Here is a 12720-nt window from a genome sequence, read left to right as displayed (position 1 = left end):
GGACGAGCCGTGGGGGCGATTGCTTGCAGTACGTCTCCCGACACGTGCGCGTCAGGATCCCCCCACCCTACGGGAAGATAACGAAATTGTCACGCTCAGGTTGAGAGGATCCCCGTCGGGTCCCCAGGGTCCCCACGCAACGTGGGGACGACGGTCTCACCGCGCGGCGACGAGGAAGATGTGCGAGGCGAGCTCCACCGGCAGCTCGAGCGCCTGCTCGCTGCCCTCCATCTGCATCAGCACGTAGCCCTCGGAGTAGCGGAAGTCGCCGGTCGCGCCCGGGACCACGCCCGCGTTGCGCAGCTGCTCGAGCAGCTCCGGATCCACCTGCGCGGGCTCCGCCAGCCGGCGGACGGTGCCCTGCAGCTCGCCGCCGTTGGCGTCCATCGCCTTCACCAGGCCCACGACGCCCTCGTCGAAGTCGCGACTCGGCTCGCCGCCGATCAGGTCGAGGCCCGGGATCGGGTTGCCGTACGGCGACTCCGTGGGGCTGCCGAGCAGCTCGATGAGCCGGCGCTCCACCTGCTCGCTCATGACGTGCTCCCAGCGGCACGCCTCCTCGTGGACGTACGCCCAGTCGAGGCCGATGACGTCACTGAGCAGGCGCTCGGCGAGACGGTGCTTGCGCATCACGTCGATCGCCTTCTGGCGTCCCGCCTCCGAGAGCTCGAGGTGGCGGTCCTCCGCCACGTGCACGAGCCCGTCGCGCTCCATGCGGCCGATCGTCTGCGACACCGTGGGGCCCGAGTGGCCGAGGCGCTCGGAGATGCGCGCGCGCAGCGGCACGATGTTCTCCTCCTCGAGCTCGAGGATGGTGCGAAGGTACATCTCCGTGGTGTCGATCAGGTCGGTCATGTGGGGGCCTCCGGCGCGCGCGATTCTGCCCTCCAGCCTACCGGCCGGCACACCTCCCCCGGCGCGCCCGCCCGCCTCGTCCGGCGTCGGCGGGCCCCGCCCGGCGGTCCTACGATGGGGGGCATGACGCTCACGATCCCCGCCGATCTCCTGCCCGCCGACGGCCGCTTCGGGTGCGGGCCGTCGAAGGTCCGCGAGGAGCAGGTCGCCGCGCTCGCCGCGGTCGGCCGGACGCTGCTGGGGACCTCGCATCGCCAGGCCCCCGTGAAGGACCTCGTCGGCAGCGTGCGCGAGCGTCTCGCGGCGCTGTTCCGCCTGCCCGACGGCTACGAGATCATCCTCGGCAACGGCGGCTCGACGGCGTTCTGGGACGCCGCGGCGTTCGGCCTCATCGAGAAGCGCAGCCAGAACCTCACCTTCGGCGAGTTCGGCGGCAAGTTCGCCGCCGCCGCGGCCGCCCCGTGGCTCGAGGCGCCCGACGTGCGCAAGGCCGAGCCGGGCACGATCGCGAGCCCCGAGCCGGTGGCGGGCGTCGACGTGTATGCGTGGCCGCACAACGAGACGTCGACGGGTGCCACCGCTCCCGTCGCGCGCGTCGCGGGCGATGAGGGCGCGCTCACGGTGATCGACGCGACGAGCGCCGCGGGCGGCATCGACTTCGACGCCACGCAGGCCGACGTCTACTACTTCGCCCCGCAGAAGAACCTCGGTTCGGACGGCGGACTGTGGCTGGCGGCGGTCTCGCCCGCCGCGATCGAACGCATCGAGCGCATCGGCGCGAGCGGCCGCTACATCCCCGAGTCGCTCAGCCTGGTCACCGCGCTGAGCAACTCGCGCCTGAACCAGACCTACAACACCCCGGCCCTGTCGACGCTGCACCTGCTCGACAGCCAGCTCGGCTGGATCCTCGACAACGGCGGCCTCACGTGGGCCGATGCCCGCACGCGCGAGTCGTCGCAGGCGCTGTACGACTGGGCCGAGGCCTCGCCCGTGGCCACGCCGTTCGTCACCGATCCGGCGCACCGCTCCCCCGTGGTGGTCACGATCGACTTCGACGAGTCCGTCGACGCCGCCGCGGTCGCCAAGACGCTCCGTGCCAACGGCATCGTCGACACCGAGCCCTACCGCAAGCTCGGGCGCAACCAACTGCGCATCGCGACGTTCGTCTCGGTCGAGCCCGACGACGTGCGCCAGCTCATCCGCAGCCTCGACTTCGTGCTCGCCGCGCGCTGACCCGCGGCGCGCGGGGTTTCGCTGGTCGCTTCATCTCCGCGGCTTCGCCGCTCCGTTCCGCAACCGGTGCGGGCCGCGACCACCACGGGCTCGTCGACGGGGCAAAGCGAACAGAGACGGCTCGCGCGCAGCGAAGCGGAGCCGAGAGCGCGGGGTCACTTCCCCGACGCGGTCACTCGTCCTCGTCGTCGGACTCGTCGTCATCGGACTCGTCGTCCGAGTCGTCGTCGTCCGAGTCCTCGTCGTTGGACTCGTCGTCGTCGGAGTCGTCCTCGTCGGACTCATCCAGCTCGTCGATGTCGACGCCGTCGACGTCTCCCGAGTGCAGGATCGGCGTGGCGTCGGCGTCGAAGTCCTCGTCGTCCAGCTCGTCGTCGAGGTCGTCCTCGTCGAGATCGTCGTCGTCCTCGTCGGCGTCGAGATCGTCCGCGGTCTCGTCGTCGCCGCGGTTCGCCTCGGCCTCGGCCGCCGCGGCCTGCGCCGCCTGGTACTCCTTCAGGCGCACCGCCCACGGCACCCACTCCGGCGCGAGGAGCGCGCCCTCGCCCGGCAGCAGCTCGGCCTCGAGCACGGTGGGCTCGGCGTCCTCGACCACGGCCAGCGACACCGTCCAGTACCAGCCCGGGTAACCGCGCATCGTGTTCTCGAAGAGCAGCGAGACGACGCCGTCCGGCTCCACGCGGTGGCCCGCGGGCGCGCCGATCGACGATGCCGGGGTGATCTCGCGCAGCGCCTCGAGCGCGAGATCGTGGGCCTCGAGCAGCCGCGCGTCGGGGATAACCCGGGTCGGCTCCGCGTCGGCGGCGGGCTCCGCGTCGGCGGCGGACGCCTCGGGCTCCGCGGCGGGGGTCTCGGGTGCCTCCGTCGGCTGCGCCTCGGCCGCGGTCACCTCGACCTCGGCCTCGTCGGGGGTCTCAGACGTCGAGCTCATCGGCGACCTTCCGCAGCACGGCGGCGGCCTTGCGAGCGTGCGAGTTCGACGGGTAGTGGCCGCGACGCAGATCCTCGCCCACACCGTCGAGCAGCTTGACGAGATCCTCCAGGATCACCGCCATGTCCTCGGGCTTCTTCCGGTTCGGCTTGACGCGCGTCGGCGGCGTGTCGAGCACCCGCACCGACAGCGCCTGGGGGCCCTTGCGGCCGTCGGCGACGCCGAACTCCACGCGCACACCCTGCTTCATGACCGCGCCGGAGGGCAGCGCCGACGCGTGCAGGAAGACGTCCTGGCCGTCGTCGGACGCGATGAAGCCGAAGCCCTTGTCCTCGTCGTAGAACCTGACCTTGCCGGTGGGCATGGAATACCTCTTGTCGAAGCGATCGTGGAATCGTGAGCGGACGACGTCGATCGACGCGTCCGCTCCCTCAAGCGTACCCATCCCGCGGCGGCGCGTATTCTGTACTCGATGAGCAGCGCGAAACCCGACGAGACGCCGGTCCGTCGCATCGATCGGATCCTGACGTTCATGTCCCTGGGCGTCATCGTGCTGTCGGTGGGATGCTTCTTCGCCCTGCTGATCGCCGACGCCGCGGGCCTCGAGGCCGAGGACTTCGGCCGAGGGGCGTGGCCCGTGGTCGCCACGGTCCCGATGATCGGACTCCCCGTGGGATTCGTCCTCATCTTCGCCCTGCTGATCATGTCGATCATCCGAAAGGGACGGGCGACGGACCAGCGGTCCTGAGGTCCGGATCGCGTGGTAGCCGAAGCGCGCACGCTCGCGGAGCGTCTCGCCGCCAGAGGGGACGGGGAGATCGCCGCTCTGCTCGCGGCGCGCCGGGTCTCGAGCCACGTGGCGTGGCGCAGCTGGTTCGATGCCGCCGAGGCGCTGCTCGAGCCCACCTCGATCGCGGCCGCGCTGCGCGCTCTGCCGCGTGACGACCTGCACACCCTGAGCGGCGGCACCGGACCCGAGCATCTCGGGCTGACCGACGCCGACGGCCGCCCGTTCGCCGCCGTCGCGGCCGCGCTTCCCGCCGAGACCTCTCCCACGCCGCCCAGCGAGCCCGCCGCGGCCTCCGACGACGCGGCCGCCCATGCCGCCGAGCGCGCGTTCACCGCCACGACCGCGCTGGCCGACCTGCTCATCGATGCCCTGCGCGTACCGCTGGGGCGCGTCGCCTCGGGCCTGGCCGCCACCGAGCGCAAGCGGCTCGTGCAGGAGGAGCTCGCCCGCGACGTCGACGAGGCCGACGCCCTGGTCCGCGCGGCCGAGCTGGCGGGCCTGCTGCGGGGCGAGGATCGCCGCTGGCTCGTGACGTCCGCCGGCGCCGAATGGATCACCCGGCCCACCGGTGAGCGGTGGGCGTCGCTGGCGGCGGGGCTGCGCGAGGCGCTGCCGGCCGGGCTGCGGCGCGGCCGCGGGTGGGCCGATCCGGCGCTGTGGGCCGACGCCTACCCGCTCGATCCCGAGTGGCCCGCGCAGGCCGCGCGCTGGACGCAGCTGTGGCACCTGGTGGGGCTGCGGGCCGAGGACGGCGGCGAGCCCGCGTGGGCCGCCCCGCTGCGCCGCGGCGACGAGCCGGACCCCTCCGCCCTGCTGGCGCTGCTGCCGCACGAGGTCGATCGCGTGTTCCTGCAGAACGATCTCACGGCGATCTCACCAGGGCCGCTCGCGCCCGCGCTCGACGTGCGGCTGCGGGGCATGGCCGTGCGCGAGTCGCACGCCCAGGCCTCGACCTACCGCTTCACCGAGGCGTCGATCGGCCAGGCCCTGTCGGCGGGCGAGACCGCCGAGGGGATCCGCGAGTTCCTCTCCGCGCTCTCGCTCACGGGCCTGCCGCAGCCCCTGGCGTACCTCATCGAGCGCACGGCCGAGCGGCACGGACTCGTGCGCGTCTCGCTCGATCCCGCCACCGGCCACACCATCGTCTCGAGCCGCGACCACCAGCTGCTCGACACGATCGCCGTCGACCAGGCGCTCCGCGCGATCGGGCTCGTGCCCGACGGCCGGCTGCTGCGCACCCGCGCCGAGCGATCGGCCGTGTACTGGGCGCTGGCCGACGCGCGCTACCCCGTGGTCGTGATCGATGACGAGGGCGAGACCGTGGCGCTGCGCCGCGAGCGCCTCGCCGGCGACGAGCGCCCGGAGACCGATCGCTACGCGCCGCTCATCGCCCGCCTGCGCGAGTCGGAGTCGGGCGATGCCGATGCGGCGTGGCTCGAACGCGAGCTCGACGCCGCCGTGCGCGAGAAGGCCACCCTCATCGTGGCGGTCTCGCTCCCCGACGGCTCGACGCGCGAGTTCACGCTCGAGGCGACCGGCCTCGGCGGCGGCCGCCTGCGCGGCCTCGACCGCGGCGCCGACGTGGAGCGCACCCTGCCGATCCGATCGATCGCCTCGGTCCGCCGGCCCTAGAGAGGTCGCCGGGCGTCGCGTAGCGTGGCCGGCATGACGGATCCCGCACAGCCGACGCTCGTCCACCACACCCGCCTCCAGGAGGCGCTCGACGTGTGGGCCGAGCGCAAGGATGCGCAGACGCACAGCGACGTGCTGCGCCGCGCGATGGCGGGCGAGCTCCTGCTCGACATCACCGCATCGACGTTCGCCGACCCGGACAATCCCATGCAGAAGGGCGACACGCTCGCGATCGCGTCGGTGCGCGATTCGAACGGCAAGGATCTGCTGCTCGCCTTCACCGACAACGACCGCCTGCGCGCCTACGTGGGCGCCGAGAACCCGCGCTCGCTCGGACAGCCGGCCGCCGGCACCCTCGAGGACGCCGCCGGGCGCCACGAGGGCATCGCGATCGACGCCGGCACTCCCGGCGCGTTCATCGCGTACGAGGAGGAGATCACGCGCGCGCTGGGCGCGAACCCCGCCGACGCGACGCGCCTGGCCTCCGCGCTGGTGCAGCGCGACGTGCCGCTGGACCGCTTCCTCGTGATGCTGCGCGAGGCCGTCGTCTACGTCGGCGGGATCCCCGTGTCGGGCGAGAACGGCGAGGTCGCCGGGTACAACATCGCCACCGCCACGCGCCCCGACGGGGGCGTGCTGCACGCCGTCTTCACGAGCCCCGCGGAGCTGTGGGCGTGGCACCCCGGCGCCATGGCGCAGCCCACGACGCTCGACCGGATCGTCGCCAGCGCGCGCCAGGACGGCATGGCCGGGCTCGTCGTCAACCCGATGGGCCCGGCCGCCGAGCTCCCCCTCGGTCTCTTCGATCGCGAGGACTGAGCGCACCGCGCGGTCACCCCCGCCGTGCCACGTACTCCTCCACCACGACGCCCGAGGCGAACGGACGCGCCGAGACGAGATCGAAGCGGCGCGGCGCGGAGGGCGCGGCGCCGAAGAGCGGAATGCCCGACCCGAACGCGAACGGGTTGCGCTTGAGGACGAGGCGATCGATCTCGTCGATCAGCACGCCCGCGAGCTCCCCACCGCCACACAGCCAGATGTCGAGGCCCGACTCCTGCTTGAGCTCGCGGACGGTGGCCAGGGGGTCTGACATCAGCGTCACGTCCGGCGCGACCGGCTTGTCGCTGCGGCTCGCCACGTACTGACGCAGGTGCGGGTACGGGCTGTCGATCCCGATCTCGAGCCCCGGGATGAGCGTGTTCCAGCCCATCAGCACCGTGTCGAATCGATCGCGCGGCGGCTCGAGGCCGAGGGCGGCCATCACGTGGCCGGGCAGCGCATCGCCGAACTCCTCGAGCAGCACGGGGCTGTGGTCGCCCTCGACGAGGAAGGCGTCGGCACCCCCATCGGGGTCGGCGATGAAGCCGTCGAGGCTGACGGCGACGTAGTAGACGAGTTCACGCATCGGATGCTCCATTCACGACATCTGTTGTAGTTACGAGCACACTACGACATCCGTCGTGGTTGCGCTAGCCTCAGATCATGGCCCGAAACGACGACCGACGAGCGGCGCTAGCCGACGCGGGCATCCGCGTGCTGGCGCGCGAGGGCGCCCGTGGTCTCACCCACCGCGCCGTCGATGCCGCCGCCGGCACCCCGCGCGGCACGGCCTCGAACTACTTCCCCACCCGCGACGCCCTGATCTCGGAGCTCGTGGCGCGGATCGAGCAGCGCCTCACCCCGGACCCGGCCGTGCATGGTCCGCTGGCCCAGCAGCCGCCCACCCGCGCGCTCTTCGCCGCGTACATCCGCGACGTCGTCGCCCGCCTGCGCGCCGACCCCGACATCTCGCTCGCGCTGTTCGAGCTCCGGCTCGAGGCCGCACGCCGCCCGGACGTGGCCGAGTCGCTCGGCGCCTGGCGCCGGCGCGGGTTCGACGCCGACGTGGCGTTCAACACCCGCCATGGGCTGCCCGGCACCCGCGCCGATCTCGCCCTGTTCCACTACGCGGTCGACGGCCTCATGCTCGACCGCCTGACGGTGCCGATCGATCCGGACACCCCGGTCGACGAGATCGTCGATGCGCTCGTGGAGCGCCTGCTGCCCTGACTTCGACGATCCGGGCCCCCGTTCACCGGGCGGGCATAGACTGGACCGCTATGTCTGATGGCCCCCTGATCGTCCAGAGCGACCGCACGGTGCTCCTCGAGGTCGCGCACCCCGACGCCGAGTCGGCGCGCCATGACCTCGCGGTGTTCGCGGAGCTGGAGCGCGCGCCGGAGCACATCCACACCTACCGGATCACCCGGCTCGGCCTGTGGAACGCGCGCGCCGCCGGTCACACCGCCGACGACATGCTGCGCACGCTCGACCAGTGGAGCCGGTTCCCCGTGCCGCCGTCGGTCTCCACCGACATCCGGGAGACGGTGAACCGCTACGGCCGGCTCACCATCGAGCGCGACGACGAGGGCCAGCTCATCTTCAAGTCCACCGATCGCGCCGTGCTGGCCGAGGTCTCGCGCAACAAGCGCATCCAGCCGCTGCTGATCGCGCACCCCACCCCCGACATCTGGGTGATCGACGCGTGGGCGCGCGGCCAGATCAAGCAGGAGCTGCTCAAGATCGGCTGGCCGGCCGAGGACCTCGCCGGCTACACGCCCGGCACCCCGCACGAGATCGCGCTCGACGAGAACGGCTGGGCGCTGCGCCCCTACCAGCAGCAGGCCGTCGACACCTTCCGCGCGGACGGATCGGGCGTGGTGGTGCTGCCGTGCGGCGCGGGCAAGACGCTCGTGGGTGCGGGCGCCATGGCGGCAACGAAGACGACCACGCTGATCCTGGTGACGAACACGGTCTCGGCGCGGCAGTGGCGCGACGAGCTGCTCAAGCGCACCACGCTCACGCCCGAGGAGATCGGCGAGTACTCGGGGCAGGTCAAGGAGATCAAGCCCGTCACGATCGCGACGTACCAGATCCTGACGTCGAAGCGGAAGGGCCAGTACGCGCACCTCGACGTGCTCGACGCGCTCGACTGGGGCCTCATCGTGTACGACGAGGTGCACCTGCTGCCCGCCCCCGTGTTCAAGCTCACCGCCGACCTGCAGGCCCGCCGCCGGCTCGGACTGACGGCGACGCTCGTGCGCGAGGACGGCCGCGAGGGCGACGTGTTCAGCCTCATCGGCCCCAAGCGCTTCGACGCGCCGTGGAAGGAGATCGAGGCCCAGGGCTTCATCGCCCCCGCCGCCTGCTACGAGGTCCGCGTGGACCTGCCGGCCGATGACCGCATGGAGTACGCGGCGAGCGCCGACGAGGACCGCTACCGCCTGGCGGCGACGGCACCGGCCAAGATCGACGTGGTCCGCGACATCATCGCCCGCCACCCCGGCGAGCAGGTGCTCGTGATCGGCCAGTACCTCGACCAGCTCGACGAGCTGAGCGACGCCCTCGGCGCCCCGAAGATCACCGGCGCGACGCCCGTGGACGAGCGCGAGGTGCTGTTCCAGGCCTTCCGCGAGGCCAAGGTCCCGGTGCTGATCGTGTCGAAGGTCGCCAACTTCTCGGTCGACCTGCCCGACGCCTCGGTCGCGATCCAGGTCTCCGGCTCGTTCGGCTCCCGCCAGGAGGAGGCCCAGCGCCTGGGCCGCCTGCTGCGCCCCAAGAGCGACGGCCAGACCGCCAGCTTCTACACGCTGATCGCCCGCGACACCGTCGATCAGGACTTCGCGCAGAACCGCCAGCGCTTCCTCGCCGAGCAGGGCTACAGCTACACGATCCTCGACGTGAAGGACCTCGTCGCCGCCTAGCCACGAGGTCCCCGACGTCGCGGATCGCTACGCGCGCTTCAGCGCCGTCCACAGCGCCGCCCACTGCTCGGGTCCGAGGTCGCGCGGCAGCGCATCGCCGGCGATGCCCGCCGCTGCCAGCGCGCGATCGGCCAGCGCGCGATCGCCACGCGCCAGCCGCCGCGCGATCGGGCGCATCCGCCCGCCCTGCCCGGTGAACGCCACGCGGATGAAGCGCTCGTAACCGACGCGCTCGGTGGCGGGAACGAGCGGCCGGCGCCGCCGCTCGATGGCCAGCAGGCCGCCATCCACGGACGGGCGCGGCGCGAAGCACCACGCGGGCACGCGCCCCTCCAGCCGGAACGCGAACCACGGCGCGGACTGCGCCGTCATCATGGTGGCGCCGCCCACGCCCGCGCGCTTGCGCGCCACCTCCCATTGCGTGAGCAGCAGCGCGTGCCGCCACGCGGGTCGAGCAAACAGGCGCCGCAGGATCGGCGTGGTCAGGTGGAACGGCACGTTGCCGACCACGACGGGTGCCTCGAGCGGGTGGCGCAGCACGTCTGCGTGTTCGATGCGGACGCCGCGCAGCGACCGACCGAGGTCGTGGACGCGGCGCGGGTCGATGTCGATGGCCGTGAGTGGCCGCCCGAGCCGGGCGAGTTCGTGCGTCAGCGCGCCGTCGCCGGCGCCGATCTCGAGGATCGCGCCGGTCGTCGGCCGTACGAGGTCGACGATCCGCGCGATCGTCGGGCGATGGTGAAGGAAATTCTGGCCGAGTTCATGTCGGCCACCGAAAGGGGAACGGGGCATCAGCGCACTCCAGGAAGAGGATCCGGAGCACCGCGGGGGCGGGCGCGCGCGACGGCGCGCAGAAGCCGCTCATCCGAGGTGCCGTGGGCATCTCAGTGACGGCGCGCGGAGGCGATGATCGCGACGGGCGCCGTCAGGCGCGGCGGTCGCGGATCATCACGGAGCACGCCATCACGGGCGCGCTGATCAGAGTCCCCATGCGACCAGCGTACCAAGACCGCCCGTGTTCGCTTTCGGCCGATCCGTCGCAATTTCCAGCCCGATCATCGATCCGGCCGACATAATGGGGCACATGACCGCACCGCGCATCCTCGTTGTCGATGACGAGCCGAACATCCGGGATCTCCTGTCGCAGAGCCTGCGCTTCGCCGGCTTCCAGGTCAGGACCGTCATCAACGGCGCACAGACCATCTCGGCCGTGCTCGAGGAGGAGCCCGACCTGATCGTGCTCGATGTGATGCTGCCCGACATGAACGGCTTCAGCGTCACCAAGCGCCTGCGCGACGCGGGCTACACCGCGCCGATCCTCTTCCTCACCGCCAAGGACGACACCGAGGACAAGATCAAGGGCCTCAACGCCGGCGGCGACGACTACGTCACCAAGCCGTTCAGCCTCGACGAGATCGTGGCGCGCATCCAGGCGATCCTCCGCCGCACCATGCAGAGCGAGGAGGAGGAGCAGGTCATCCACGCCGGCGAGCTGACGATGGATCAGGACACCCACGACGTGTACGTGGGCGACACCCAGATCGAACTCAGCCCGACCGAGTTCAAGCTGCTGCGCTACCTCATGCTCAACCCCAACCGCGTGCTGTCGAAGGCCCAGATCCTCGATCACGTGTGGGAGTACGACTTCAACGGCGACGCCGGCATCGTCGAGAGCTACATCTCGTACCTGCGCCGCAAGATCGACCCGCACGCCTCGGAGTCGCTGATCCAGACCAAGCGCGGCTTCGGCTACATGCTCAAGGTCGACAAGGTCTCCTGAGGTCATCCTGTCGCACGAACCCGATGCGCTGACCCGCTGGTGGCGGCGGATCAGTCTCCGCGCGAAGGTCACCGGCGTCACGGTCGCGGTGCTCGCGCTCGGGCTCTTCGTCGCCGGCATCGGCACGTCGTTCGTCCTCTACAGCGCTCTGCTGATCAACGTCGACGACACCGTGGTGCAGCTCGCGCAGAGCGACGCGGTCGCCGAGCGCATGCTCGAGGCCTCCGAGGGCTCCGAGAACCTCGACGATCTGGGCACCGACTACTACGTCGCCCTGTACGGCCCCGACGGCGCGCTCCTCGGCACCGCGGGCGGGATCGACGACAAGTCGCTGCGGCCGCAGTTCCCGAGCACGCTCACCCTCGATCAGGCGCAGCCGCTGACCTCGCGGGCCTCCGGCCTGACCGCGGCGGACGGCTCCGAGTTCCGCATCTCCGTCGGCATCGTCGAGCCGTCGGGCGCGAACGCGTTCTACAGCCAGATCGTCGCGATGCCGCAGTCCGAGGTGATCGGCGTGGTGCGCACGTACTTCGCGGTGTTCACCTTCGTGGCCCTCATGACGATCGTCGCGGGCGCCTTCGGCACGCGGTGGCTCGTGACCCTCACCTTCCGCCGGTTCCGGCAGGTGGAGGCCACGGCGATGGCGATCGCGAACGGCGACTTCCATCAGCGCATGACCGACATCGAGCCGAGCACCGAGATCGGCCGGCTCAAGGTGGCGATCAACACGATGCTCGATCGCGTCGACATCTCGCTGTCGCAGCGCGACGCGACCGTTCGCCAGATGCGCCGCTTCATCGGCGACGCGAGCCACGAGCTGCGCACCCCGCTCGTGAGCGTGCGCGGCTACGCCGAGCTGTACCGCATGGGCGCCATCCAGACGCCTGAGGACACCGCGCGGGCGATGGAGCGGATCGAGAAGGAGGCGACGCGCATGGGGGCGCTCGTCGAGGATCTCCTGGCCCTGGCCCGGCTCGACGAGCGGCGCGAGCTCGACATCGTGCCGATCGATCTGCGCCGCGTCGCGCGCGATCTCGCGCTCGACACCCGCGCAGCGGACCCGTCCCGCACGGTCACGGTGATCGATCACACGCTCGAGGCGCTCGCCACGGCCCGCGCGCCGCGCGAGGAGTCGTCCGACGCCGCCTCGGCGCACGACCGGGATCGGCGGCCCGTCACCTCGGCGATCGAGCGCGTCACCGCGCAGGCGCTGGACCGGTTCCGGCGTCGCCGGGCGGCCGCCGAGGCCGCGGCCGAGGCCGGCACGGACGTCCCCGCCGCCGGGACTCCCGAGCCGCAGCCGGCGGTCGCCCCGGTCCCGCCCGTCGTGCTCGGCGAGGAGAACAAGGTGCGCCAGGTCGTCACCAACCTGCTGGGCAACGCCCGCCGCTACAGCCCGGAGGGCACCCCGATCGAGCTCGAGGTGGGCGTCGACGTCGAGTCCGACATGGGCTGGATCGCCGTGGTCGACCACGGCGAGGGCGTGCCGGAGGCCATCCGCACGCAGATCTTCGAGCGGTTCTGGCGCGCCGACACCTCGCGCGCCCGCGAGACGGGCGGCAGCGGCCTGGGGCTGGCGATCGTCGCGTCGATCGTCGAGGCCCACCACGGCAGCGTCTCGGTGGCCGACACCCCGGGCGGCGGGGCGACGTTCCGGGTGTCGTTCCCGCTCGCCGAACGGCGCGAGGCCGCCGCGCACGCGCAGATCGAGACCCAGCCGATCCCCCGCCTGCGCCCGACCGAGGACTGAGGGCGC

The 12720-nt window shown here is 72.0% G+C and carries 13 protein-coding genes; 8 read left to right on the top strand and 5 right to left on the bottom strand.

Annotated features, from left to right (window positions below):
- Positions 1 to 156 precede the first annotated feature (156 nt).
- Positions 157 to 855: an iron-dependent transcriptional repressor DtxR gene (locus E3O41_RS03160; protein WP_067027465.1), complete on the bottom strand. Its 699-nt coding sequence runs from the start codon at positions 853 to 855 to the stop codon at positions 157 to 159.
- 123 nt (positions 856 to 978) lie between these two features.
- Here E3O41_RS03160 and serC point away from each other — a divergent pair, with 123 nt between their 5' ends.
- Positions 979 to 2088 (top strand): phosphoserine transaminase, encoded by a 1110-nt coding sequence (gene serC, locus E3O41_RS03155; protein ID WP_067027467.1) that lies wholly within the window; start codon positions 979 to 981, stop codon positions 2086 to 2088.
- Between the two features lie 172 nt (positions 2089 to 2260).
- Here serC and E3O41_RS03150 read toward each other — a convergent pair whose 3' ends face one another.
- Positions 2261 to 3019, bottom strand: coding sequence for a DUF3027 domain-containing protein (locus E3O41_RS03150; RefSeq protein WP_083991016.1), 759 nt, complete (start codon positions 3017 to 3019; stop codon positions 2261 to 2263).
- Positions 3003 to 3383 carry a cold-shock protein gene (locus tag E3O41_RS03145; protein ID WP_067027469.1) on the bottom strand — a complete coding sequence of 127 codons (381 nt, stop codon included), beginning with the start codon at positions 3381 to 3383 and terminating at the stop codon, positions 3003 to 3005. Before E3O41_RS03145 ends, E3O41_RS03150 begins: the two co-directional genes overlap by 17 nt.
- Positions 3384 to 3491: 108 nt before the next feature.
- Here E3O41_RS03145 and E3O41_RS03140 point away from each other — a divergent pair, with 108 nt between their 5' ends.
- From E3O41_RS03140 to E3O41_RS03130, 3 genes are read left to right on the top strand one after another with little or no spacing between them, the layout of a single operon-like run.
- A complete protein-coding gene (locus tag E3O41_RS03140) occupies positions 3492 to 3767 on the top strand; it encodes a multidrug ABC transporter ATPase (protein ID WP_067027471.1) in 276 nt (91 codons plus the stop codon).
- 12 nt (positions 3768 to 3779) lie between these two features.
- The gene (locus E3O41_RS03135) at positions 3780 to 5441 is read left to right on the top strand and encodes a helicase-associated domain-containing protein (RefSeq protein ID WP_067027474.1); all 1662 of its coding nucleotides are present in this window, start codon (positions 3780 to 3782) and stop codon (positions 5439 to 5441) included.
- A 33-nt stretch (positions 5442 to 5474) separates the two neighbouring features.
- Entirely contained in the window at positions 5475 to 6260 is a 786-nt protein-coding gene (locus tag E3O41_RS03130) for an SseB family protein (protein ID WP_067027476.1), read from the top strand.
- A 13-nt stretch (positions 6261 to 6273) separates the two neighbouring features.
- On the opposite strand, the gene E3O41_RS03125 is transcribed toward E3O41_RS03130, so the two are convergent.
- A complete protein-coding gene (locus tag E3O41_RS03125) occupies positions 6274 to 6846 on the bottom strand; it encodes a dihydrofolate reductase family protein (RefSeq protein WP_067027630.1) in 573 nt (190 codons plus the stop codon).
- A 77-nt stretch (positions 6847 to 6923) separates the two neighbouring features.
- Here E3O41_RS03125 and E3O41_RS03120 point away from each other — a divergent pair, with 77 nt between their 5' ends.
- Both E3O41_RS03120 and E3O41_RS03115 read left to right on the top strand, forming a co-directional pair.
- Positions 6924 to 7490 (top strand): TetR/AcrR family transcriptional regulator, encoded by a 567-nt coding sequence (locus E3O41_RS03120; protein WP_135012011.1) that lies wholly within the window; start codon positions 6924 to 6926, stop codon positions 7488 to 7490.
- A 50-nt stretch (positions 7491 to 7540) separates the two neighbouring features.
- Positions 7541 to 9184 carry a DNA repair helicase XPB gene (locus E3O41_RS03115; protein ID WP_135012008.1) on the top strand — a complete coding sequence of 548 codons (1644 nt, stop codon included), beginning with the start codon at positions 7541 to 7543 and terminating at the stop codon, positions 9182 to 9184.
- 27 nt (positions 9185 to 9211) lie between these two features.
- Here the strand turns inward: E3O41_RS03115 and erm are convergent, their stop codons facing one another.
- Positions 9212 to 9976 carry a 23S ribosomal RNA methyltransferase Erm gene (gene erm / locus E3O41_RS03110; RefSeq protein WP_067027482.1) on the bottom strand — a complete coding sequence of 255 codons (765 nt, stop codon included), beginning with the start codon at positions 9974 to 9976 and terminating at the stop codon, positions 9212 to 9214.
- Between the two features lie 292 nt (positions 9977 to 10268).
- Between erm and E3O41_RS03105 the strand changes: the two genes are divergently transcribed.
- The gene (locus E3O41_RS03105) at positions 10269 to 10964 is read left to right on the top strand and encodes a response regulator transcription factor (RefSeq protein WP_067027484.1); all 696 of its coding nucleotides are present in this window, start codon (positions 10269 to 10271) and stop codon (positions 10962 to 10964) included.
- An 88-nt stretch (positions 10965 to 11052) separates the two neighbouring features.
- Entirely contained in the window at positions 11053 to 12714 is a 1662-nt protein-coding gene (locus E3O41_RS03100; protein ID WP_240482469.1) for a sensor histidine kinase, read from the top strand.
- The last annotated feature ends 6 nt before the right edge of the window (positions 12715 to 12720 follow it).

Origin of the sequence: Microbacterium sediminis (assembly GCF_004564075.1) — a bacterium.
Taxonomy (GTDB): Bacteria; Actinomycetota; Actinomycetes; order Actinomycetales; family Microbacteriaceae; genus Microbacterium; species Microbacterium sediminis.
Note: the sequence above shows the minus strand (reverse complement) of the source record. Positions and strands in the feature narration are given on the sequence as shown.